This is a genomic window from Leifsonia sp. KNZ12-8B, from assembly GCF_056755495.1.
This window is the reverse complement of the sequence record NZ_JBPGXM010000054.1, coordinates 1-22,790: the sequence shown is the minus strand read 5'-3', so window position 1 is coordinate 22,790 and position 22,790 is coordinate 1. Positions and strand designations below refer to the sequence as shown.

Annotated in this window: 22 protein-coding genes and 1 tRNA gene; 8 read left to right on the top strand and 15 right to left on the bottom strand. The window is 71.8% G+C overall.

From position 1 onward, the window contains the following. Positions 1–57: 57 nt before the first annotated feature. Positions 58–2,055, bottom strand: a complete 1,998-nt coding sequence (locus tag ACR9ZG_RS09975) for a S9 family peptidase (RefSeq protein ID WP_481284675.1) — start codon at positions 2,053–2,055, stop codon at positions 58–60. Continuing rightward, positions 2,052–2,822: an SDR family oxidoreductase gene (locus ACR9ZG_RS09970; protein ID WP_481284674.1), complete on the bottom strand. Its 771-nt coding sequence runs from the start codon at positions 2,820–2,822 to the stop codon at positions 2,052–2,054. Before ACR9ZG_RS09970 ends, ACR9ZG_RS09975 begins: the two co-directional genes overlap by 4 nt. A 113-nt stretch (positions 2,823–2,935) precedes the next feature. On the opposite strand from ACR9ZG_RS09970, the gene ACR9ZG_RS09965 reads away from it, so the two are divergent. The 4 genes from ACR9ZG_RS09965 to ACR9ZG_RS09950 all read left to right on the top strand — a co-directional run bounded on the left by ACR9ZG_RS09965 (position 2,936) and on the right by ACR9ZG_RS09950 (position 5,645). Beyond that, positions 2,936–3,436 carry an NfeD family protein gene (locus tag ACR9ZG_RS09965; RefSeq protein WP_481284673.1) on the top strand — a complete coding sequence of 167 codons (501 nt, stop codon included), beginning with the start codon at positions 2,936–2,938 and terminating at the stop codon, positions 3,434–3,436. Further along, positions 3,433–4,380, top strand: a complete 948-nt coding sequence (locus ACR9ZG_RS09960; protein ID WP_481284672.1) for an SPFH domain-containing protein — start codon at positions 3,433–3,435, stop codon at positions 4,378–4,380. The genes ACR9ZG_RS09965 and ACR9ZG_RS09960 overlap by 4 nt, the downstream gene beginning before the upstream one ends. A gap of 10 nt (positions 4,381–4,390) precedes the next feature. Then, positions 4,391–5,146, top strand: a complete 756-nt coding sequence (locus tag ACR9ZG_RS09955; RefSeq protein WP_481284671.1) for a glycerophosphodiester phosphodiesterase family protein — start codon at positions 4,391–4,393, stop codon at positions 5,144–5,146. Positions 5,147–5,273: 127 nt separating this feature from the next. Further along, on the top strand, positions 5,274–5,645 hold the full coding sequence (locus ACR9ZG_RS09950) for an RNA polymerase-binding protein RbpA (RefSeq protein ID WP_481284670.1): 372 nt from the start codon (positions 5,274–5,276) through the stop codon (positions 5,643–5,645). A 38-nt stretch (positions 5,646–5,683) separates the two neighbouring features. On the opposite strand, the gene lnt is transcribed toward ACR9ZG_RS09950, so the two are convergent. The 10 genes from lnt to ACR9ZG_RS09900 are packed head-to-tail and all read right to left on the bottom strand — an operon-like array spanning position 5,684 to position 15,963. After that, positions 5,684–7,261 carry an apolipoprotein N-acyltransferase gene (gene lnt, locus ACR9ZG_RS09945; protein WP_481284669.1) on the bottom strand — a complete coding sequence of 526 codons (1,578 nt, stop codon included), beginning with the start codon at positions 7,259–7,261 and terminating at the stop codon, positions 5,684–5,686. Positions 7,262–7,318: 57 nt separating this feature from the next. Beyond that, positions 7,319–9,751 (bottom strand): DEAD/DEAH box helicase, encoded by a 2,433-nt coding sequence (locus tag ACR9ZG_RS09940; protein WP_481284668.1) that lies wholly within the window; start codon positions 9,749–9,751, stop codon positions 7,319–7,321. A 9-nt stretch (positions 9,752–9,760) separates the two neighbouring features. Then, entirely contained in the window at positions 9,761–10,513 is a 753-nt protein-coding gene (gene tatC, locus ACR9ZG_RS09935) for a twin-arginine translocase subunit TatC (RefSeq protein ID WP_481284676.1), read from the bottom strand. Positions 10,514–10,556: 43 nt separating this feature from the next. Then, positions 10,557–10,817: a Sec-independent protein translocase subunit TatA gene (tatA, locus tag ACR9ZG_RS09930; RefSeq protein WP_481284667.1), complete on the bottom strand. Its 261-nt coding sequence runs from the start codon at positions 10,815–10,817 to the stop codon at positions 10,557–10,559. Between the two features lie 4 nt (positions 10,818–10,821). Beyond that, on the bottom strand, positions 10,822–11,169 hold the full coding sequence (locus ACR9ZG_RS09925; protein WP_481284666.1) for a hypothetical protein: 348 nt from the start codon (positions 11,167–11,169) through the stop codon (positions 10,822–10,824). A 10-nt stretch (positions 11,170–11,179) separates the two neighbouring features. Continuing rightward, a complete protein-coding gene (locus ACR9ZG_RS09920; RefSeq protein ID WP_481284665.1) occupies positions 11,180–12,154 on the bottom strand; it encodes a helix-turn-helix transcriptional regulator in 975 nt (324 codons plus the stop codon). Next, positions 12,147–13,199: a helix-turn-helix transcriptional regulator gene (locus ACR9ZG_RS09915; protein ID WP_481284664.1), complete on the bottom strand. Its 1,053-nt coding sequence runs from the start codon at positions 13,197–13,199 to the stop codon at positions 12,147–12,149. The genes ACR9ZG_RS09920 and ACR9ZG_RS09915 overlap by 8 nt, the downstream gene beginning before the upstream one ends. Before the next feature lie 44 nt (positions 13,200–13,243). Continuing rightward, positions 13,244–14,149 (bottom strand): peptidylprolyl isomerase, encoded by a 906-nt coding sequence (locus tag ACR9ZG_RS09910; protein WP_481284663.1) that lies wholly within the window; start codon positions 14,147–14,149, stop codon positions 13,244–13,246. A 60-nt stretch (positions 14,150–14,209) separates the two neighbouring features. Next, positions 14,210–15,256 carry a tRNA (adenine-N1)-methyltransferase gene (locus ACR9ZG_RS09905; RefSeq protein WP_481284662.1) on the bottom strand — a complete coding sequence of 349 codons (1,047 nt, stop codon included), beginning with the start codon at positions 15,254–15,256 and terminating at the stop codon, positions 14,210–14,212. Continuing rightward, on the bottom strand, positions 15,253–15,963 hold the full coding sequence (locus tag ACR9ZG_RS09900; RefSeq protein WP_481284661.1) for an HAD family hydrolase: 711 nt from the start codon (positions 15,961–15,963) through the stop codon (positions 15,253–15,255). Before ACR9ZG_RS09900 ends, ACR9ZG_RS09905 begins: the two co-directional genes overlap by 4 nt. A gap of 76 nt (positions 15,964–16,039) precedes the next feature. Here ACR9ZG_RS09900 and ACR9ZG_RS09895 point away from each other — a divergent pair, with 76 nt between their 5' ends. Further along, positions 16,040–16,978, top strand: coding sequence for a proteasome assembly chaperone family protein (locus ACR9ZG_RS09895; RefSeq protein ID WP_481284660.1), 939 nt, complete (start codon positions 16,040–16,042; stop codon positions 16,976–16,978). Positions 16,979–17,087: 109 nt separating this feature from the next. Here ACR9ZG_RS09895 and mshC read toward each other — a convergent pair whose 3' ends face one another. The 3 genes from mshC to ACR9ZG_RS09880 are packed head-to-tail and all read right to left on the bottom strand — an operon-like array spanning position 17,088 to position 20,564. After that, complete coding sequence (gene mshC / locus ACR9ZG_RS09890) at positions 17,088–18,329, bottom strand: cysteine--1-D-myo-inosityl 2-amino-2-deoxy-alpha-D-glucopyranoside ligase (RefSeq protein ID WP_481284659.1); 1,242 nt, start codon at positions 18,327–18,329, stop codon at positions 17,088–17,090. A 5-nt stretch (positions 18,330–18,334) separates the two neighbouring features. Beyond that, positions 18,335–19,198, bottom strand: coding sequence for an undecaprenyl-diphosphate phosphatase (locus ACR9ZG_RS09885; protein WP_481284658.1), 864 nt, complete (start codon positions 19,196–19,198; stop codon positions 18,335–18,337). 40 nt (positions 19,199–19,238) lie between these two features. Further along, positions 19,239–20,564 carry a M20/M25/M40 family metallo-hydrolase gene (locus ACR9ZG_RS09880; RefSeq protein ID WP_481284657.1) on the bottom strand — a complete coding sequence of 442 codons (1,326 nt, stop codon included), beginning with the start codon at positions 20,562–20,564 and terminating at the stop codon, positions 19,239–19,241. 135 nt (positions 20,565–20,699) lie between these two features. On the opposite strand from ACR9ZG_RS09880, the gene ACR9ZG_RS09875 reads away from it, so the two are divergent. The 3 genes from ACR9ZG_RS09875 to ACR9ZG_RS09865 form a co-directional block, all read left to right on the top strand. Then, positions 20,700–20,787: transfer RNA gene (locus ACR9ZG_RS09875), tRNA-Leu, on the top strand. A gap of 86 nt (positions 20,788–20,873) precedes the next feature. Continuing rightward, positions 20,874–21,839, top strand: coding sequence for a cation diffusion facilitator family transporter (locus ACR9ZG_RS09870; protein ID WP_481284656.1), 966 nt, complete (start codon positions 20,874–20,876; stop codon positions 21,837–21,839). 53 nt (positions 21,840–21,892) lie between these two features. Next, positions 21,893–22,790: helix-turn-helix transcriptional regulator (locus tag ACR9ZG_RS09865; protein WP_481284655.1), on the top strand; the 898-nt coding region annotated here is incomplete at its 3' end.

The following is a 22,790-nucleotide window of genomic DNA, read 5'->3' as shown; positions in this document are numbered from 1 at the left end:
CTGGAATCGCTCCCAGAGGGCATTTTTCGTGTACTCGGCGGCTGGTCGCCGGGCCGGTTACGCGCGGTTCTCCGGGCTCGGGAGGTGGTGCGCCCACCAGTCGAGGATGATGTCGAAGCGCTGCCGGCGGTGGCGCGGGCGGCCGGAGCGGCTCAGCTCGTGGTCCTCGCCCGGGAAGATGACGAGCTCCGCCTCCACGCCGTTGCGCTTGAGCGCGGCGTAGTAGCGCTCGGCCTGCCCCAGCGGGCAGCGGAGGTCCGCGGCCGAGTGCAGCACCAGCGTCGGCGTCGTGACGCGGTCGACCACCGCCTGCGGGCTCTGCGACCGCATCAGCTCGGGGTCCGTGCCGACGTATTCGTCGCCGAAGAAGCTGCCGATGTCGCTCGTCCCGACGAACGCGTCCGGGTCGAGGAACCCGCGCTCGACGATCGCCGCGGCGAACCGGTAGTCGTGCGCGATCGTCCACGCGGTGAGGTACCCGCCGTACGAGCCGCCCATGATGCCGACGCGGTCGCCGTCGAGCCCCGGCACCTCGGCGACGGCGCCGTCGAGGAAGTCGAGCACGTCGTCGAGGTCGGCCGTGCCCATCCGCTGCCGGATGACGCGCCCGTGCTCCTGCCCGTAGCCCGCCGAGCCGCGCGGGTTGCACATCACGACGACATAGCCCGCGGCCGCGTACACCTGCGCCTCGTCGAACAGCGCGGCGGTGTACGAGGCGTACGGACCGCCGTGGATGTTGAGCAGCACCGGGTGCGGCCCCTCCCCCTCCGGCGCGACCACCCAGCCGTGGACGGGATATCCGTCACGGCCGGTGACGGTGAGCTCGCGCGGCGCGATCACGCCGGTCTCGCGCAGGGCGCGCGAGAAGTCGGTGAGCGTGCGGAGGCCGTCGTCCGTCACCAGCGCCACGTCGCCCGCGGTCCGCGCATCCGACACGCTGGCCACCACGACGTCCCCGGCGACGCCGACGCCGCTCACGACCGTCCGGTCGTCGGTCAGCACGCGGGACGTGCCGGCGGCATCCACCTCGGTCAGCACGAGCGCGCCGCGGCGGCGGTCGCGCACGAGCACCGAGTCGTCGCGGAACGCGACGATGTCCGACTCGGTCAGGTCGACGGTCTCGGGGTCGGTCAGCCGCCGGGGAGCGGCTGCGGCCGGCTCGACTGCGTACAGGGCGGAGTTCCTGGCCACGAAGTCGCGCCCGGTCTCCCCCAGCTCCTGGGCGGCGAAGTACAGCACCCCGTTGAGCCCGTACGTCACCGTGGAGACGCTGACGGCGCCGTGGTCGCCGGTGACGTTGCGCGGCTCGTCCGATCCGTCGACCGGCAGCAGGAACACGTCGGCGCGGAGGTCGTCGTCGCGGCTCTCGTGCCGCGCCGACACGAACGCGAGCGTGCGGCCGTCGGGCGAGAACGCGATCGCGCCGTCGTCCCAGTCCCCGGTCGTCAGCTGCGCGGCCTCCGGCACCGTGGGCTCGGGCGCGGACGACCCGTCGGCCTCGGCGACCGGCTTCACCGGCGGCTCTCCCCACACGTCGGGCACCGGCACGAGGAAGACGTGGGCGCGCCGGTCGGTGATGTAGCCGATCCCGTTCGCCTGGTAGTTCAGGGTGCGGATGCGGCGGGCGGGCTCGCTGCTCGGGTCGATGCCCTCGACGGTGCCGTAGCGCCCCTGCTCGGGGACGCGGCTCACGAACGCGAGCGAGCGCCCGTCGGGCGCCCAGACGAACTCGGTGACGCCCAGGGTGCGGTCGGTCACCGTGACCGGCTCGCCGCCGGCGGCGTCCATCACCACGAGCTGGGGAGGCGCGGAGGGCGCCGCCCGCAGGAACGCCAGCAGCCGCCCGTCTGGCGAGAACTGCGGCGCGGTGTCGCGGAAGCCGCGGGTCAGCCGGCGCGGAGCCGCGTGGCCCGCCAGCGGCACCGTCCACAGCTGGCCCACGGTCGCGTCGGCCTCGAACGAGGGATGCGTCACCGAGACGACGGCGCGGCCGCCGCCCGGGTGCACCGTCGGGGTCGAGACGCCGGTCAGCAGCCCGAGGTCGGCGGCCCTCATTCGGCGATCGGGGTGAAGCTCGACACGTCGCCGACCAGGCGCGTGTGGTCCGCCGGGATGGGGTCGACCGCCGCGGAGGCGATCTCGGCGGCGAACTCGCCGACGTTGTAGAGCTTGCCGGCGGCCTCCTTGCGCGCGTCGATCGCGCCGGGGTTCAGCCGGTTGAGCAGGGTCGCCGTGATGGTGCCCTCGATCATGTCGCCGGAGACGACCACGAACTCCACGCCCTTCTCCTCGAGCGACGGGAGGAGCTCGCGCAGCGCGTCCTCGCCTGCTCGCTTGCTCAGCGCCACGGCCTCGTACTCGGGCATCGTCGGCGTCGTGCGGATGAAGTGCGCCTGGTGGCTGGTCACGAACACGACCCGCGAACCTGCGCCGAGGAGCGGCAGCGCCGCCGTCAAGGTGTTGACCTGCGCGTCGCGGTTGAGCTGCATCGCGTAGTCCTCGGCCATCCCGGACTCCATGCCGCCGGAGGCGTTGAGGACGAGGAGGTCGAGGCCGCCCCATTCGCGCTGCACGGTGTCGAACATCGCGGCGACGGATGCCGGGTCGGTGAGGTCCGCGCCGACGACGAGCGCGGTGCCGCCCTGCTCGCGGATGGCGTCGGCGAGCTTGGCCGCGCGCGCCTCCTTGTTGCGGTAGTTGATGACGACGCTCGCGCCGGCCTCGGCGAGGTACTGCGCGGTGTCGGCGCCGATACCGCGCGACGAGCCGGTGACCAGCGCGCGCTTTCCGTCGAGGGACCCTGAGGCGAGGGGGTTTGGCACGGAGACTCCTTGCATGGTTGGGGAACTGCTCCCTGAGACTACCAAGTGGGTTCCCGCTGCCTGCTGGGCCACCTGCTACGGTCGAGACAGCAGCGCAGTGAAGGGAGCCCGTGATGGACATCCAATCCTTCGCGTGGATCGGCTGGCTCGTCCTCATCCTGATCTTCGTCGTCATCGAGATGCTGACGCTCGACCTGGTCTTCCTCATGATCGCGGTCGGCAGCCTCGGCGGCCTCGTCTCCGGCGCGTTCGGCGCCCCGTGGTGGCTGCAGCTGATCGTCGCCGCCGCGCTCTCGGTCGTGCTGGTCTTCTTCATCCGGCCGCCGCTGCTGCGTGCGCTCCGGCGAGGAGGCGACCCGGCCAAGAGCAACGTCGCGGCACTGATCGGGATGGGCGGCGTCGTCGTCTCGACGGTGTCCCGCACCACCGGGCAGGTGAAGCTCGCGATCGGCGAGACCTGGACCGCCCGCCTCGCGCAGCCGCAGGTCGGACCGGACGAGCTGGTCCCCGGCGAGCACGTCGTCGTCGTTTCCATCGAGGGGGCGACGGCCGTCGTCGCGCCCTCGCCCGTGTCGTCGGGAGCAGACGGCATCACCGAGAGGAGCGCGTCGTGAGCGACGTCGGTCAGCTGACCACCGCCATCATCGTCGCGGTGATCGTCCTGGTCATCGTGATCTTCGTGCTGGTCACCCTGTTCAAGGCGATCCGGATCATCCCGCAGGCGCGGGCCGGGGTCGTGGAGCGGCTGGGCCGGTACCACAAGACGCTCAACCCCGGGCTCAACATCGTCGTGCCGTTCATCGACAAGGTGCGCCCGCTCATCGACATGCGCGAGCAGGTGGTGTCGTTCCCGCCGCAGCCGGTGATCACCGAGGACAACCTCGTGGTCTCGATCGACACCGTCGTGTACTTCCAGGTGACGGACGCCCGCGCCGCGACCTACGAGATCGCCAACTACCTGGGCGCCGTCGAGCAGCTCACGACGACCACCCTCCGCAACGTGGTCGGCGGCCTCAACCTCGAGGAGGCGCTGACCAGCCGCGACAACATCAACGGCCAGCTGCGCATCGTCCTCGACGAGGCCACCGGCAAGTGGGGCATCCGCGTCTCCCGGGTGGAGCTGAAGGCGATCGACCCGCCCGCGTCCATCCAGGACTCGATGGAGAAGCAGATGCGCGCCGAGCGCGACCGCCGCGCCGTCATCCTCACCGCCGAGGGGACCAAGCAGTCCGAGATCCTCAACGCCGAGGGCCTGCGCCAGGCAGCCATCCTCCGCGCGGAGGGCGACGCCAAGGCCGCTGTCCTGCGCGCCGAGGGCGAGGCGCAGGCGATCACCACGGTGTTCAGCGCCATCCACGAGGGGAATCCCGACAACCTCCTGCTGGCGTACCAGTACCTGCAGACGCTGCCGAAGCTCGCGGAAGGCCCGTCGAACAAGCTGTGGATCATCCCGAGCGAGCTGACCGAGGCGCTCAAGGGCATCGGGCAGGCGTTCGGCGAACGGGCGCCCCGCCCCGACGGCACGCCCGCCGCGCCGGAGCAGGCGCCGCCGGCGTGAGCCTCCTGCCATGAGCTTCCTCACCGGCCCGCGGCCGCGCATCATCGCGCACCGCGGGCTCGCCCTCGACGCGCCCGAGAACACGCTGCTCGCGTTCCTCAAGGCGCTGTCCGCGGGCGCCACGCACCTCGAGACCGACGTCCACGCCTCCGCGGACGGCGTCGCCGTGATCAGTCACGACCCGGACCTTCGCCGCGTCGCCGGCCGCGAGGCGGACGTGGGGCACCTCACCATGTCCGAGCTGCGCCGGATCGAGCTCGGACACGGCCAGGGGTTCTGCTCGCTCGCCGACGCGCTCGACGCGTTCCCCGACGCGCGCTTCAACATCGACGTGAAGGACGAGCGTGCAGCCGCTCCGACGGTGGCCGCCATCCGGGAGGCGCGGGCCGCCGACCGCGTGCTGATCACGAGCTTCGCGAAGGCCAGGCGAGTCGCCGTGGAGCGCGAGCTCCCGGGTGTCGCGACGTCCCCCTCCGTTCCGGAGGTCGCGCCGGCGCTCCTGGCGGCCAAGGCCGGCCTCTCCCCCGTCGTGCGGCGCACGCTGCGCGGCTTCGCCGCCGTGCAGGTGCCCGAGCGGCGCGGTCCGGTGCGGATCGTCACGCCGCGCACGGTGAGCGCGATCCACGCGGCGGGTGTCGAGGTGCACATCTGGACCGTCAACGAGCCCGGCGACATGATCCGCCTGCTCGATCTCGGCGTCGACGGCATCGTGACCGACCGCTGCGACGTGCTGAAGGCGCTGGTCGAGGCCCGCAGACGCGCCTGAACCGCCTCCTGCCTGGGAGGCACCCGTGCGTTCTGTGAGGGCGCTGGGAGAATGCCGCCCCGGGAAAGAGAATCCCCAGCTTGACGGTTTATAACGGTGAGGATTCGCGCGAAGAGGAGACCACACAATGGCAGATCGCAGCTTGCGCGGAATGAGGCTCGGCGCCCAGAGCTTACAGAGCGAAGAAGGCGTCGTCTATTCACCGCGTTCCCGCTATTCGTACAAGTGCACCGTCTGCGGACAGGAGACCGACATGGTCTTCGCCGCCGAGGCGGAGGCCCCCGAGACCTGGGAGTGCAAGCACTGCGGCCACGAGGCCCGCTTGCTCGTCAACGACACCCCCGTCGAGGTCGACCACGGCGACGTGAAGACGCCGCGGAGCCACTGGGACATGCTGCTCGAGCGCCGTACGCGCGCCGAGCTGGAGGAGCTGCTCGAGGAGCGGCTCCAGTACCTGCGGGCCCGCCGCGGTACCAGCGAGCACAAGCACACCGCCTGATCGTCAGGCAGTGAGCCGGACGTACCGGCGAGCCGTCCTCACCGCAGGGTGAGGGCGGCTCCGTCGTATCCGGGCACGTCGATCCCTCGCAGGTCCGTCGCGAGCCGGTTCCTCCGGCCTCCCGCCGCCACGAGCAGCCCGAACAGGCCGAGCCCGGCGACGAGGAACTCGATCCCCCGGCTCAGCAGCGTGGCCGGCGTGGTCGTGGTGCCGAGCGGCACGTCAGCCACCATGTGGCCGGGCCGGAAGGGCGGGATGTGCGCGATCGTGCGCCCGTCCGGCGCGATGATCTGGCTGCTCCCGACGGTCGAGATGTTCACCAGCGCGCGCCCGGACTCGATGGCCCGCAGCCGCGCGATGGCCAGCTGCTGCTGGTTCTCGTCGGTCTCGCCGAAGTCGGCGTTGTTCGTCTGAGCCAGGATGACCTGCGCGCCGCCCTGCATCATGTCGGTCAGCAGCTGGTCGTCGACGATGTCGAAGCAGATCGAGATGCCGGCGCGCACCCCGTCGATGTCGAACACGTTGTCGCGCGTGCCCGGCGTGTACTCGCGCTGGACGAGGTCGATCAGGTCGGGCGCGAACGGCCGCCAGAACGCCCGGTCCGGGATGTACTCGCCGAACGGCACGGGGTGCTTCTTGTCGTAGTAGTCGACGGCGCCCTCCCCCGCCTGCCACTGCAGCGAGGTGTTGTAGTAGCGGCCGTCGCGGTACGTGATCGTGCCGACGACGAAGGGCGCGTCCATCCGGCGGCTCAGCGCGTCGAGGATGGCAGCCGTGTCCGGGTCGCGCGTCGGATCCGGCTGCGCGGCTCCCTCGGGCCAGACGACCATGTCGACGTCGTCGTCCTCGATCTTCTGCGTCTCGGCGATCTGGCTGTTCAGCACGGCGCCGGGAGGGGCGTTGTCGAAGTAGCCGGCGGGCCCGTTCCCCTGTACGGCAGCGATGCGGGTGGTGCCGGAGGTCGGCGTCGGCCAGGCGGGGATCGCGAGCACCAGGGCGACGGCCCCGAGCGCGACGGCGCCGCGCCACCACAGCCGCAGCTCGGTCGCGAAGCCCAGCTCGACGATCAGCGCGACCAGCCAAACCATCACGAAGCTCACGCCCGAGATGCCGAGCCAGGCGACCAGCGGGGCGAACGGGCTCTGCGACTGCGACTCCGCCACCCGGCCCCAGGAGAACCCGCCGTACGGCCATGTGCCGGTGACGTACTCGCGAAGCACCCAGAGCCCGGCCACGATCACCGGCAGCAGGCCCAGCCTCCCGAGCCGCGTCGGCCACGCCCGCGGCACCCAGCGGTACGCGAGGGTGATCAGGATGCCGCCGACGCCCCAGAACAGCGCCTCGAGCGTCGACAGGGCCACCCACGGCACCGGCCCGAGGTAAAGGGCGGTCCAGGCCACGTGGATCAGGTAGAACGACTCCCCCGCCAGCCAGCCGACGAGGAACGCCGATCCGGCCCGCCGCCCGCGCTGCGCGAGCAGGACCATGGCGATGCCGACGAAGGTGAGCGGCCACCAGTCCCGGTCGGGGAACCCGGCGTCGAGGACGGGACCCGCCGCGACGGCCACCAGCACCGCGAGCCACAGCGGCAGCGGGGCGCGGGGCGAACGGGTCACGAAGGGAGAGCCTAGGGCATCCAGCCGTGGCCGCTTCTCAGCGTTCGGGGGTGCGGCTCAGGCGACCGACGAGTAGGCCACGATCCCGCGGCGGATCGCCTCCAGCGCCTGCCGCGCGGTGCGGCCGACGTTGCCCTGGGCGACGAGCGAGAGCTGGTCGAGGAGGTCGATCGTCTGCTTCGCCCAGCGCACGAAGTCGCCTGCGGCCATGTCGGCCTCCGAGAGCACCGCGTTCAGACTCGACCCCTTCGCCCACATGTGCATCGCCAGCGCCAGCGCGGTCGACGGCGGCTCGCTCCCCGAGAGGCGGTGCTCCCGCTCCAGATCGTCCAGGCGGCTCCACAGGTCGGTCGTGCGGTCCAGTGCGGGCCGGAAGGCGCCGCGCGGGAGGGAGCGATCGTGTGCCAGGCCCTCGTCGCGGCGCGGCTCGAACACGAGCGCGCACGCCATCGCGGCAAGGCTCGGCGCGTCCAGCTCCTTCCACACGCCGCGGCGCAGGCACTCGGCGACGAGGAGGTCGCGCTCGCCGTAGATGCGCTTGAGCGTGCGGCCGTGCACGGTCAGGGCGGTCTGGCCGTCCTCCTCGGTCAGGTAGCCGAGCTCCTCCAGCACGTCCGAGACGCGGTCGAACACCTTGGCGACGGCGCCGGTGCGCGACTGGATCTGGGCGCTCAGCCGGTCGGTCTCGCGCCGCAGCTTCCACCAGCGCTCCGCCCAGCGGGCGTGCTTCTCGCGGTCGGGGCAGCGGTGGCAGGGGTGCTCCTTCATCCGCTTGCGGAGGGCGTTGAGGCGGCGCTGCCGCTTCTCGCGGTCGGCGCGCGAGGCGTGCTCCATGCTCGCGCCCTTGCGCTCCAGGTCGGTCAGCTCACGGCGGATGCCGGAGTACTCCTTGAAGTCGCCGAGGTGGCAGGTCATGGCCTCCTCGTACCCGGCGAGCGACTCCTCCTGCTGCCGCACCTTGCGGGCGAGGTCGACGACCGCGCGGTCCGCCTGGAACTGTGCGAACGACGACTCGAGGATCTCGCGCGTGCGCTGCCGCCCGAATTGGTCGATCAGGTTCACGGCCATGTTGTACGTGGGCCGGAAGCTGGAGTTGAGCGGGTAGCTGCGGCGGGAGGCGAGGGAGGCGACGGCCTGCGGGTCGAGGCCGTCCTCCCACTGGATCACCGAGTGCCCCTCCACGTCGATGCCGCGGCGGCCGGCGCGTCCGGTGAGCTGCGTGTACTCGCCAGGGGTGATCGGGACGCGCGCCTCGCCATTGAACTTCTCCAGCTTCTCCAGCACGACCGTGCGGGCGGGCATGTTGATGCCGAGCGCGAGCGTCTCCGTCGCGAAGACGACCTTGACCAGCTTGCGCCGGAACAGCTCCTCCACGACCTCCTTGAACGCCGGCAGCATGCCCGCGTGGTGGGCGGCGACACCGCGCTCCAGGCCCTCCAGCCACTCCCAGTACCCGAGCACGGCGAGATCCTCGTCGAGCAGCGTGCGGCAGCGCTCCTCCACGATCGCGCGGATCTCCTCGCGCTCGTGGGCCTCGGTGAGCCGCACGCCCGCGCGCAGCGCCTGCCGGACAGCCGCGTCGCAGCCGTTGCGGCTGAAGATGAAGAAGATCGCCGGCAGGAGGTTGCGCTCGTCGAGCAGGTGCACGATCTCGGCGCGGTCCATCCGGAACGTGTCCGGCCGCCCGCCGCGCGAGTGGTACCGGCCGACGTCGCGCATCTGCCTGCTGCTGAGCACGCGGCCGCCGTAGCGCGCCATCTGCACGAGCTCCGGGTTGACGCGGTTGGTGGCGGCGAGGCCGGACGAGTCGAACAGGTCGATGAGCTTCGTCCGCATCAGGATGTGCTGCTCCAGCGGCACCGGCCGCTCCTCCGACACGATCACGTCGGTGTCGCCGCGCACGGCCTGCAGCCAGTCGCCGAACTCCTCGGCGTTCGACACCGTCGCGCTGAGCGAGACCATGCGCACCTCGGACGGCAGATGGATGATGACCTCCTCCCAGACGGCGCCGCGGAAGCGGTCGGCCAGGTAGTGCACCTCGTCCATGACGACGTAGGCGAGGTCGGGAAGGAGGTCGGAGTCGGCGTAGAGCATGTTGCGCAGCACCTCGGTCGTCATGACGACGATGCGGGCGCGGGAGTTGATGTTGGTGTCGCCGGTGAGGAGGCCGACCGACTCGGCCCCGTAGGTCTCCACGAACTCCTGGAACTTCTGGTTGCTCAGCGCCTTCATCGGCGTCGTGTAGAAGACCTTGGCGTACGGGTCGCGCATCGCCAGGAAGACCGCGAACTCGGCGACGATCGTCTTGCCGGCGCCGGTCGGCGCGGCGACCAGAACGCTGCGCCCGTTCTCGAGACTGGCGCACGCTTCCCGCTGGAACGGGTCGAGGTCGAAGCGCAGCCCGGCCCGGAACGTCTCGAGGAGGGGCTGACTGGCGCGCTGGCGCGAGGCGGCGTACCGCTCGGCCGGGGAGAGCTGCTGGTCGGTCACGCGTCCAGACTATGCCGCCAGTTCGGCTTCCAGTCGGGCTTGCGCCTTGACGGCCCGTCGGTCGTGCAGCCATGCCACCCCGTAGGCGGCGAAGTACAGCAGCACCATCGGGATGGCGAGCAGGAACATCGAGAGCACGTCGGCCGCCGGAGTTGCGATCGCGGTGAACAGCACGATCAGGATCAGCGCCCAGCGCCACGACGCGATGATCGACTTCGCGCTGAGCACGCCGACGAAGTTGAGCAGCACGAGGAACACCGGCAGCACGAAGGCGATGCCAACGGCCAGGACGAGCTTCAGGATGAAGTCGAAGTAGGTCTTGGCCAGGATGATCGCGGCATCCTGCTCCGGAGCGAAGCTGGTGAGCAGGCTGACGATGTGCGGCACGAGAAGCCAGCCGACCACTCCCCCGGCGATGAACAGCGGGACGGCCGTGAAGAAGAATCCGAACGCGTACTTCAGCTCTTTGCGGGTCATCGCCGGCACGAAGAACGCCCAGATCTGGTACAGCCAGACAGGGCTGGAGATGACGGCGCCGATCGTGATGGCGACCTGCATCTTGAGGTCGAAGGCGCCGGTGATGCTGTCGTAGTTGAGCATCGCGTCGCGGCCCTGCTGCTCGGCGATCTCGGTGATCGGACCGCGCAGGGCGTTCATCACGAAATCGGCGAGGAACCAGCCGATGACGGCGCCGACCAGGAGGGCCAGCGCGGAGCGGAAGAGGCGCTTGCGAAGCTCGATGAAGTGCTCGGCGAGCGACATCCGCCCTTCGCTGTTCGTGCCTCGCTTCTTGGAGGCCACCGGACTACTTCGGCTTGGACTCGGTGGAGCTGTCGGTGCCGGTGGGGGCGACACCCGGCGTCGCGGTGCCCGGAGTCGTGTCGCCCGTGGTGGTGGCGGCGTCCTCGGTCTTGCCGTCCTTCTTCAGCTCGTCGACCTCGCCCTTGAAGATCCGCATCGACTGGCCGATGCTCTTGGCCAGGGCCGGCAGCTTGGGCGCGCCGAACAGCAGGAGGATCACGGCGAGGATGATGAGCAGGTGCCATCCGGTGAGTCCGCCGAGCATGGGTTCACGTCCTTCGAGTCGGAATTGCGATGCGATCGGGGTCCGCTCGCACGAGCAGTCTACCGCGCCGGACCCTGGCGTCCCTGCGAGCTTGCCTTGCCAGGGCCCGGTCGGCCCTGGACTGCGTGCGCTCGGCGCCGAGCTGCGCGGCATCGGCGAAGACGGCCGGGTGGAACTCGTCGGCCAGCTCATCCGCCCGGCGGCTCAGGACCTCCGTCTTGGCGAGCAGGGCGGACGCCTCGTCGGCGGCGGCCATCAGCTTGCGGAACAGCCACCACGCGAAGAATCCGAGCATGCCGAGCAGACCGAGCACCAGCACGATCCAGATGAGGAGCCACGACCACCACGGCATGCTTGCGAGCCTAGCGGTAGCGGTCGGCGCCGGCACGGGCCCACTCGGCCACGACACGCCGCGCCTCGGGCGGGTCGAGCACCGTGAGCACGCCGGAGAGGCCGGCGACGAGCCGCTTCAGCCCGTGGAAGTGGGCGACGCGCACGCTGGTCCTGACGATGCCGTCGCGCTCGTTCCTGGCGGCGCCCTCGGGGATGTAGTCCTCGATCAGCGGCACCGCGGAGGCGGAGACCTCGACCGTGACGAGCTGATCCTCCGGGGTGCCGGTGAAGAGCGTCTCGGGGAGCTTCACGTCGCCCGGGCGGTAGGTGATCGGCTCGTCCGTGGTGACGAGGCCGTCGATCCTGTCGAGACGGAAGGTGCGGATGGCCGTGCGGAGGTGGTCCCAGCCGCGCAGGTACCAGTCCTGGTCGACCGACTCCACCCGCAGCGGGTCGACCCGGCGGCGCTCCCGCTCGCCCCGCGAGCTGAGGTAGTCGAACTCCAGCTGGGTGCCGGCGATCACAGCCTCCCGGATGGTCGCGAGGGCCGCGTCCGTCTCGGAGCTCGCCACCGCCACCTGGCTGGGCGCGGCCGACGCGCCGCGGGCGAGCTTCGCCATGAGCGAGCCGATCACGTCGCGGTCGGCGTTCTCGGGCAGCGCGGTCAGGTACTGCAGGCCGGCGATCAGCGCGGCGGCCTCCCGGGCGGAGAACCGCGGCGAGTCGTCGATCGCCACCTGGTGGGTGAGGATGATCTGGTCGTTCTCCTCGAAGTCGTCCCAGGAGATGTCGAAGAGGTCGCCCGGCTGGTACGCGTTCGTCTCGCCGGGGATGCCGGAGACGGCGATCAGCCGCACGGCGTCGCGCAGCTGGTCCTCGTCGACGCCGAAGTGCTCGGCGGCCTCCGCCACGCTGACGCGGTCCCTGTCCATCAGGTACGGCACGAGCGCGAGCAGGAACGCCAGCTTGTCCTGCGCCTGCATCGGGCGTCTCCGCTCAGCCATCGGACTCCCCCCGTCCGTCGTCGAGCCCGGCGTCCTCGTGCGCGCGGGCCGTCGCCAGGAGGCGCTGGAGCACGCTCTCGCGGAGCTCGGGCGGCGACAGCACCAGCACCTCCGGGCCGAAGGCGGCCAGCTGGTCGGCCAGGATGTTGAGGTCGGAGAAGTTGACCGTGAGCCGGAACGAACCGGCTCCGTCGTCGGCCGGGACGGCGTCGCCGTACCGCTTGCGCAGTCGCGTCGCGGCGTCGGTGCCGGCGGTCACCTCGATCTCGGCGACGTTGGCCTCCCAGATGCGCTCCAGCTCGGCCAGCGCCTTCGCGGCGAAGTCGTCGCCCTCCGGCTCGAAGGTGCGCGCCGTCACCTTCACCGGGCCGACGATGCGCGACAGCAGGAAGGTGCGCGACTCCCCCGCCCCCTGGTCGATGCCCTGCAGGTGCCAGCGGCCCTGGTGCTGCACGAGGGCGAGCGGCGCGACCGTGCGCTGCCGCGACGCGCTCTCGCCCGGCTTGAGGTACGGGAACTGCACGATCGCGTGCCGCTCCAGGGCCTGGCTCAGCGGGTCGAACGCGCTCTCGCGCACGCGCAGCCGCGGCGCGTACCCGACGACCGGGTCATCGGCCTCCACGCCGAGCGAGCGCAGCTTCATCAGCGCGCGGCGCGACTCCCCCGACAGCGACCCCTCGCGCCACACCGCGGCGGCGAGGCCGAGCAGCGTGATCTCGGCCGGGGAGAAGACGACGTCCTGCGGGAGGTCGTACGCGCCCTTCGGGATGCGGTAGCGCAGCAGCTGGTTGTTGCCGGCGGCCTCCGGCGACTCGACGGTCTCGAGCGGGACGCCGAGCTCGCGGATGTCGTCCTTGTCGCGCTCGAACTGGCGCTCGAGGCTGGAGTTGTCGCCGTGCGCCGCGTACCGCTGCCGGTAGCCCTGGACCGTCGAGAGGATCTCGTTCTTGGTCAGGCCGTTCTCGGTCGCCAGCAGCGCCAGCACGAGGCTGAACAGGCGCTCCTCGACCGGGACGCGCGACGGCGAAGACGAGGATCGGGGCACCCGACCATCCTAGTGCGCCGCGTGCCGCCGATCGGGGCTGCCGGTCAGCGGATGCCGAGGATGTCGACGACCCAGGCGGCGGCCGGCACGTTGCCGTTCTCCGGGGTCTCGATGACCAGCTGCGAGCCGACCTTCTGGCCGACGAGCGGCTTCAGCACGTCCTGCGGCAGCGCCTGGTTGAGCTGGCTCGCACCGGTGTCGACCGTGACGATGTCGGGCGTGCCCTGCTGCCAGGTGCTGGCCACGACGTTCTTGTTCTCCCAGCCGACGGCGGTGTAGTGCAGCACGAGCTGGCTGTCCTTCTTCACCGTCTCGCCGGAGCCCTCCTTGAGCACCTCGCTGCGCACGGACGTCGGGGCGCTGCTCTGCGACGGGATGGTGACGCCGGGCTGGCCGGTCGGCGCGAGCACGACGGTCGGGAAGCCGTTCGCGGCGGGACGCACGGCGCCGTTCGCCGCACCGAGGTACGACTTCAGCACGTCGATGACGATGATGCCCGAGGTGGTCGCGCCGCTGCCGCCCGCATCCTTCGGCGAGAGCACGATCGCGACGCGCGAGCCGACGGGCACGCACTGCAGGCCCTTGCTGAGCGCCGCGTTTCCGGCGCCGACCGCGAGCGGGTAGGTGTCGTCGGCCGTGTACGAGCTCTGCTGCTGCACCTCGCCGGTCTCGCCGTCGAGGATCGTGTACTGGACCTCGAGCAGCTGGCCCTTCGCGACCTTCTCGCCGTCGCCCTCGCTCAGGATGGTGCGCTGCGAGGTCTTCGTGTCGATCGGCGTCGGGAGGTCGAACGTCGGCTTCTCGCCGATCTTCCCGCTGGCGGAGATGAGGTCGGACGCCGAGCCCGCCTTCAGCGCGTCGGCGCAGTCCGCGTTCGGGTTCGACGAACATCCGGTGAGCGCGACGGCCAGGAGGCCGGCGGCCACGACGAGTGCGGTTGCTCTGCGCACGGGTCCTCTTTCGATGCGATCGGTGGGGGCGCGAGGCGCGAGACCTCACGACTGTTCATGCTAGTCGACGGTCGGGTCGTGCTCGTCCGCTGCGTCACCGGTGCCGGCGTCGGCGTCGGCGCCGTCATCGCGGGACTTCGCGAGATCGGCGCTGGCGGCGGCCTCGCGCATCCGCTTGCGCAGGCTCTTCGGGCTCGACTGGCGTTCGCCGAGCGCGCCGGGGGTCCAGGCCTCCACGTCCTCGTCGGAGTAGTCCGACTTGGAGGGGCGGCGCTTGAGCTCGGGCAGCACCGTGTCCGGCGCGAGGCGACGAGCGGTGAGCAGGAAGCCGGTGTGCGCGATCATGCGGTGGTCCGGCCGCACGGCCAGCCCCTCCACGTGCCAGCCGCGGACCATCGTCTCGCTCGACTGCGGGTGCGTGTAGTGGCCGGTGGCGCGGATGGCCTCGGCGACCCGGGAGAGCTGGGTCACGGTGGCGACGTAGCAGAGCACGACGCCGCCCGGCTTGAGGGCCGTGGTCACCGCGTCGAGCGTCTCCCACGGCGCCAGCATGTCGAGGACCACGCGATCGACGGTGCCGGGCTCGACGGCCGCCGGCAGCGCCTCCTGCAGGTCGCCGACGGTGACGGTCCAGTTCGCGGGATCGGAGCCGAGGAAGGTCGCGGCGTTGTCGCGCGCGACATCGGCGAACTCCTCGCGGCGCTCGAACGAGAGCAGGCGCCCCTCCGGTCCGATGGCGCGCAGCAGCCAGAGCGACAGCGCGCCGGAGCCGACGCCCGCCTCCACCACGGTCGCGCCGGGGAAGATGTCCGCCAGCGCGAGGATCTGGGCCGCGTCCTTCGGGTAGACGATCGCGGCGCCGCGCGGCATCGACATCACGAAGTCGTTGAGCAGCGGGCGCAGCGCGAGGTGCTCGACACCGGCGTTGTTGGCGACCACGGAGCCATCCGGCAGGCCGATGATGGCGTCGTGCTCGAGCACGCCGCGGTGGCTGTGGAACAGCTTTCCCGGGACCAGCGTGATCGTGTTCATCCTGCCCTTGGGGCCGGTGAGCTGCACGCGGTCGCCCGCGCGGAAGGGGCCGGAGCTGCGGCGGATCTCGTTCATCGGGTCTGGCCCTCCTGCGCGGCGGCGGCGACCGCGGCGACATCGTCGGCGGTCCGGCCCTCGAGGGTCGGCCACAGCGTGTGCTCGTCCGACTCCGGAAGCGGCACGATGTGCGGCACCCCGATGGCGGCGGCGCCCGACGCGACGGCGGCGGCGAGGCCGACCAACGAGTCCTCGATGGCGACGGCGTCGCGCGGGTCGACGCCGAGCTGCTCGGCGGCGCGGAGATACGGCTCGGGATGCGGCTTCGGCTCGGTCACCTCGTCGCCGCTGACGATGAGGTCGAAGGCGTCGAAGGGGATGTTCTCGACGATCTGCTCGGCCATCCGGCGCACCGACATGGTGACCAGCGCGGTGCGGACGCCGCGCTCGCGCAGCTCGGACAGCAGCTCCCGCGCGCCGGGACGCCAGGGCACGCCCTCGGTGGCGAGCTTCTGCTGCACCCGGTCGGTCAGCCGGTGGACGATGTCGTCGGCGGGGAGGTCGACGCCGTGCTCGCGGAGGATCTCGGCCGAGGTCCACAGGCCCTGGCCGACGAGCAGCAGGCCGTCGTCGTGCGTCCAGGTGCCGCCGAAGGAGCCGACGAGCTCCTGCTCGGCGGCCATCCAGTACGGCTCGGTGTCGACGAGGGTCCCGTCCATGTCCCAGAGGACGGCGGCGGGGAGCCCGGAACGGGCCGGCACGGCGGCGGAGGTCGGTGCTGTCACGACGGACAAGTCTATCGGGACGGTCGCGGGCCTATCCTTGAGGGATGGCGGTGACGAGAGGACGAGGTGCAGCCACGTGACTGACGCGAACGGCATCCTGAGCGGTCGCATCCTGGTGGTGGCGTTCGAAGGGTGGAACGACGCCGGAGAGGCGGCCAGCGGCGCCGTGCGGACGCTCAAGGAGCAGCTCGATGTCCTGCCCATCGCCGAGGTCGACCCCGAGCTGTACTTCGACTTCCAGTTCAACCGCCCGGTGATCACCGACGACGACGGCCGCCGCCGCCTCATCTGGCCCTCCGCGGTCATGTACGGGCCCGCCCGGCCCGGCGCCGCTCCCGAGGACCTCGCCGGGGACGCCGACCTGACGGTCACCGGCGAGAACGCCGACAACATCTACCTGCTGCTGGGCACGGAGCCCTCGCGCAGCTGGCGCAGCTTCACCGCCGAGATCATGGATGTGGCGCTCGCCGCCGACATCGGCGTCATCGTCTTCCTCGGCGCGATGCTCGCCGACGTGCCGCACACGCGGCCGATCTCGGTCTTCGTCTCCAGCGAGAACGCGGGCGTGCGGGCCGAGCTCGGCGTCGAGCGCTCGACGTACGAGGGCCCGGTCGGCATCCTGAGCGCGCTCGGCGAGGGCGCGGAGGACGTCGGCATCCCGACCGTCACGATCTGGGCCTCCGTGCCGCACTACGTGCACAACGCGCCGAGCCCGAAGGCGGTGCTGGCGCTCATCGACAAGCTGGAGGAGCTCGTCGACGTGACCATCCCGCGCGGGACGCTGGTCGACGAGGCCGCCGCGTGGGAGGCCGGCATCGACGCGCTCGCCTCCGACGACGAGGAGATGGCGGCGTACATCCAGCAGCTGGAGCAGGCGCGCGACACCGTCGACTCCCCCGAGGCGAGCGGCGAGGCCATCGCCCAGGAGTTCGAGCGCTACCTGCGCCGCCGCGACGGCCGCGACGGGCCGGGCGGGCCGGCGGGTCGTGGCCCGGAGGACCCGCGCCGCGGCTGAGCGGGGCGTGCGTCGGTGACTCCGGAGATCGGGTGCACCGGGCTCACTCCCTCCGGCGGAACGCGCGCCGACGCTGCGTGTCGTGGGCCGGTTACGGAATTGACCGCGGCTAGAGCCGGATGCCCAGCAGGGCGTCGATCGCGTCGGGCAGCAGCCCGGTGACCGCGGTCGGCCGGGTGGCGATCCAGCGGTCGATCGCGGACAGCGCGCCGGGCGTGTCGAGGTCGTGACGCACGGCGGCGCGGAGCCGGGCGAGCGCCGTGCGCTCCTCGTGGGCGGCGTCCGCGTCCACCGCGTCGACCCGGGTGGCGGTGGCCGCCGTCCAGGCGTCGAGGCGTGCGGTGGCCTCGTCCAGCGCGCCGTCGAACCACTCCCAGTCGTCGCGGTAATGGTGCGCGAGCAGCGCCAGCCGGATCGCGCGCGGGTCGGCGCCCTCCTCGCGCAGCCGCGACACCAGCACCAGGTTGCCGAGCGACTTGCTCATCTTCTCGCCCTGGTAGTCCACCATCCCGGCGTGGCTGTAGACGCGGGCGAGGGGATGTCCGCTCAGCGCCGCGGCGTGGCCCGCGCTCAGCTCGTGGTGCGGGAAGACGAGGTCGGAGCCTCCGCCCTGCACGGTGAAGTCGCGGCCGAGGTGCATGAGCGCGATGACCGAGCACTCGATGTGCCAGCCGGGCCGGCCCTCCCCCGCCTCCGACGGCCAGGACGGCTCGCCGTCACGTGCGGCGCGCCAGAGCAGCGGGTCGAGCGGGTCGCGCTTGCCGGCGCGGTCGGGGTCGCCGCCGCGCTCGGCCGAGAGCGCGAGCATGGTGTCGCGGTCGAGACCGCTCTCCTCGCCCAGCACCCACGGCACCGCCCGCTGAGCAGCCGCGATGTCGAAGTAGACGTCGTCCTCGACCCGGTACGCGAGGTCGCGGTCGAGCAGGATGCGCGTGGCGCGGCCGATCTGCTCGATCACCTCGGTCACGGCGACGTAGTCGTCGGGCGGGAGGATGCGGAGGCTCTCCATGTCGTCGCGGAAGAGCTGCACCTGCTCGGCCGCGAGCTCCCGCCAGTCGACGCCGGTCGCGGCCGCGCGCTCCAGGAGCGGGTCGTCGACGTCGGTGACGTTCTGCGCGTAGTGCACCCGGAAGCCGGCGTCGAGCCAGACCCGCTGCAGCGTGTCGAACGCGAGGTAGGTGGCGGCGTGACCGAGGTGCGTGGCGTCGTAGGGCGTGATGCCGCAGACGTACAACCGCCCCACGTCGTCGGGACGCGCCTCCACCAGCAACCCGGTCGCCGTGTCGTGCAGCAGCGGCGCGACGGTGTCACCGGGGACGCGCGGGAGGTCGGGACGGTTCCAGGAGCGCATCCGGTTCAGGCCGCCAGCACGCCGGTGGCGAGCAGGATCATGAGCAGCACGCCGAGCGCGATGCGGTAGATCACGAACGGCAGGAAGCTGCGGCGCGAGATGTAGCCCATGAAGAACGCGATCACGAGCAGGCCGACGACGAAGGCGACCGCGGTCGCTGCGGCCGTCTCCACCGGGCCGAACACCTCCGGAGCGCAGGTGCCCGCCGCGGCGGCGGCCTGCGAGCACGGCTCTTTGACCGCCTTGTAGAGCTGGTAGAGCCCGCTGCCGAACACGGCCGGGATGGCCAGCAGGAACGAGTAGCGTGCGGCGGCCCGGCGCTGGTACCCCATGAACAGCCCCGCGGTGATCGTGCCGCCGGAGCGGGAGACGCCCGGGATCAGCGCGAGCGCCTGCGCGAAGCCGAAGATGATGCCGTGCCCCCAGGTGATGTCCCGCAGCCGGCGGGTCTTGGCGCCCACCCAGTCGGCGATGCCGAGCAGGATGCCGAACACGATGAGCGTGGTCGCGACGATCCAGAGCGAGCGGAAGGTCGTCTCGATCGCATCCTGGAACAGCAGCCCTAGCACCACGATCGGCACGCTGCCGAGGATGACCAGCCAGCCCATCCGCGCGTCGGGGTCGTTGCGAGGGATGCGGCCGAACAGCGCCAGGAACCAGCGCGAGATGATCCGCGCGATGTCGCGCCAGAAGTACAGCAGCACGGCTGCCTCCGTGCCGAGCTGGATGATCGCGGTGAACTGCGCGCCCGGGTCGGCGCCGGTGCCGAGCAGCTCGCCGACGATGCGGATGTGCGCGCTCGACGAGATGGGCAGGAACTCGGTGAGTCCCTGGACGAGGCCGAGGATCAGGGCGTTGAGGAGGTCCATGCGTCCCTTCCGGAAAGGTGCGTGCGGTGGATCGGGGACGTCAGTAGCTGCGGAGGAGGTCGCGCAGCACGGTCCTCCCGAACACTAGCGCGTCCAGCGGCACGCGCTCGTCGACGCCGTGGAACATGCCGGGGAAGTCGAGCTCGGCCGGCAGCCGCAGCGGGGCGAAGCCGTAGCCGGTGATCCCGAGCTTGCTCAGCGCCTTGTTGTCCGTGCCGCCCGAGAGCAGGTACGGGAGGACGGGCGCACCGGGGTCGTGCCGCTCGAGCGTGCCGGTGATCGCGTCGATCAGCTCGCCGTCGAAGTCCGCCTCCAGGCCGATGTCGCGGTGCATGATCCGCACCTCGACGTCGTCGCCGACGAGCTGCCGCACCTCCTCGAGCACCGCGTCCTCCTGACCGGGCAGGGTGCGGATGTCGACCAGCGCCTCCGCGGTGTCGGGGATGACGTTGTGCTTGTACCCGGCCTCGAGGAGGGTCGGGTTCGTGGTGGTGCGGAGGGTCGCCGTGATGAAGCCCGCCGCCGTCCCGGTCCGCAGCACGATCGCGTCCGGTCCCACCTGCTCGGGGTCCACGTCGAGCAGGCGGCCGACCTCCGCGATGAGGCGGGAGGTCGTGGCGGTGAGCTGCACCGGCCACTCCCGGCGGCCGATCGCGACAACGGCCTCCGCCAGCCGGGTGATCGCGTTGTCGTGGATGAGCCGGGAGCCGTGCGCCGCCCGGCCGCGGGCGATCAGCTTGATCCAGACCAGCGATTTCTCCCCGGTCTGCAGCAGGTAGGCGCGGCGGCCCTCCAGGTCGATCGAGTAGCCGCCGACCTCGCTGATCGCCTCGGTCGCGCCGGCGAACAGCTCGGGGTGGTTGTCGACCAAGTGGTGCGAGCCGCGACGGCCGCCGTCCTCCTCGTCGGCGAACAGGGCCACGACGAGGTCGCGCTCGGGCTGCTCCCCCGCGCGCAGGATGTCGCCGACCGCCGTCAGGATCATGGCGTCCATGTTCTTCATGTCGACCGCGCCGCGGCCCCACAGCAGGCCGTCCTTCACGACGCCGCCGAACGGGTCGACGGTCCAGTTGCGCGGGTCGGCCGGCACGACGTCGAGGTGGCCGTGGACGACGAGCGCCGGCTTGTCAGGGTTGCGCCCCTCCACGCGGGCCACGACGCTCGTGCGGCCGGGGTCGGAGTCGAACAGCTGCGGCTTCAGTCCCAGGGCGGCGAGCCGCGCCTCCACGTACTCCGCCGCCTCGGTCTCGCCGTTCGACTTCCCCTCGCCGTAGTTCGTGGTGTCGAAGCGGATGAGGTCGCGGGCGATGACGGCGGTCTCGTCGAGCGCAGCGCCGCTGTCGGGAGTGGTGGAGGCGTCGGTCATGCCTCCACGCTAACCCGGCCGCCCGGGCGCCCGCCCCGCCACGCCCGGGATGCGCGACCGATGTGATTCGGAGGCGGGGTTTCGTGCTAATGTCTTTCTTCGGCAGCCGGGAACACCGGCAGGCCGAGATCACCTGTCCGGGTGGCGGAAATGGCAGACGCGCTAGCTTGAGGTGCTAGTGCCCGTATAGGGCGTGGGGGTTCAAGTCCCCCCTCGGACACCACGGTACGACGGCCCCGATCGATGCGATCGGGGCCTTCGTCGTTCGCGCTCTTCGTCGTTCGCGACGATCGGCATAGTGTGGCGGCCGTGGCGAAGCGTCCCTCCCCCTCCTCCAGCCTGTTCACCGTGCTGCTCGCGCTCGGCGCGAACATCCTCGTCGCCGTGGCCAAGTCGGTGGCGGCGGGGCTCACCGGCTCCGCGTCGATGGTCGCCGAGGCAGCGCACTCGTGGGCCGACGCCGGCAACGAGGTCTTCCTGCTGCAGGCCGAGCGCGCCTCCGCCAAGCCGAAGGACGACCGGCATCCGGGAGGCTACGGCCGCGACTCCTACGTCTGGAGCCTGTTCGCCGCGGTCGGGCTGTTCACGGCCGGCGCCGTCGTGTCGATCATGCACGGCGTCTCGCAGCTGGGCGCGGAGGAGCCGGAGACGGACTACCTCGTCAACTACATCGTCCTGGCCCTCGCGTTCGTGTTCGAGGGCGTCTCGTTCGTGCAGTCGCTCCGGCAGGCCAGGTCGGGCGCCGCCGCCCGCGGCACCGGGACCGTCGAGCACGTGCTCAGCACCTCCAACCCGACCCTGCGGGCCGTCTTCTTCGAGGACGCGGCTGCGCTCGTCGGCCTGGTGCTCGCGTTCCTCGGCGTGCTGCTGCACGAGCTGACCGGCAACGCGGTGTTCGACGCGCTGGGCTCCATCCTCGTCGGCGTGCTGCTCGCGATCGTCGCGATCGTGCTGATCGACCGCAACCGGCGGTTCCTGCTCGGCGAGCCGGGGTCGGCCCAGGCGCAGGAGGCGGTGCTCGCCGCGCTGCTCGAGCATCCGGAAGTGCAGGCGGTCAGCTACCTGCACCTCGAGTTCGTCGGGCCGGAGCGGCTCTTCGTCGTGGCCGCGGTCGACCTGGTCGGGGACGATCGCGAGTCCGACGTCGCGGAGGACCTCGCCGCCGTCGCGGACGAGCTGGAGCGAGACGACCGCATCGTGGAGGCGGTGCTGACGCTCTCCCGGCCGGGTGCTCCAGCGCTCACCCTGGGGCCGGACGCGACCGCGCGGCTGTAGCGGCCCGCGGCTTGCGGTCACCTTCCGACCGCAAGACGCGCCACACTGGGGGCATGGCAAGCACGGGCTCCCGCATCCTCCAGCTGCTCTCGCTGCTGCAGACGCACCGCTACTGGCCGGGGCCCGAGCTCGCCGACCGGCTCGGCGTCTCGCCGCGCACCCTGCGCCGCGACGTCGACCGGCTGCGCGACCTCGGCTATCCGGTCGATGCGACACGCGGGGTCGCCGGCGGTTACCAGCTCGCGGCGGGCGCCTCCCTGCCGCCGCTGGTGGTGGACGACGAGGAGGCGGTCGCGCTCGCCGTCGGGCTGCGCACCGCCGCGCAGAGCGGCATCGCCGGGGTCGAGGACGCGTCCGTGCGGGCGCTCAGCAAGGTCGTGCAGGTCATGCCGCCGCGCCTGCGCCGGCGCGTCGACGCCCTGCGCGTCGCGACCCTCCCCGGCCCGCTCCGCCCCGGACCGCTCGTCGACGCCGATACGCTCACCACGGTCGCGCAGGCCTGCCGCGACGAGGAGCGGATCGAGTTCCACTACACCGCCCGCGACGGCGCCGAGACCGTGCGCACCGCCGAGCCGCACCGGCTGGTCGCCGTCGGCCGGCGCTGGTACCTCGTCGCGTACGACCTGACGCGCTTCGACTGGCGCAGCTTCCGCCTCGACCGGCTGAGCGGCGCCCGGGCCACCGGCGCGCGGTTCCGGCCGCGCGCCCTCCCCGCCGAGGACGCCGCCGCGTACGTGCGCGACTCCCTCGCCGGCGCGGCCGACACGATCGTGATCGAGGGCGTCGTGGCGGCTCCGCTCGCCCGGGTCGAGGAGGCCATCGGCCGCTGGGCGCAGCTGGAGGCGGTGGACGACGCCCGCACCCGCGCCCGCATCACCGCCGACGGGCCGGAGTGGGGGCTCTTCGCGCTCGCCGCGGTGGGCGCGCCGTTCCGGGTGGAGGGGCCGGAGG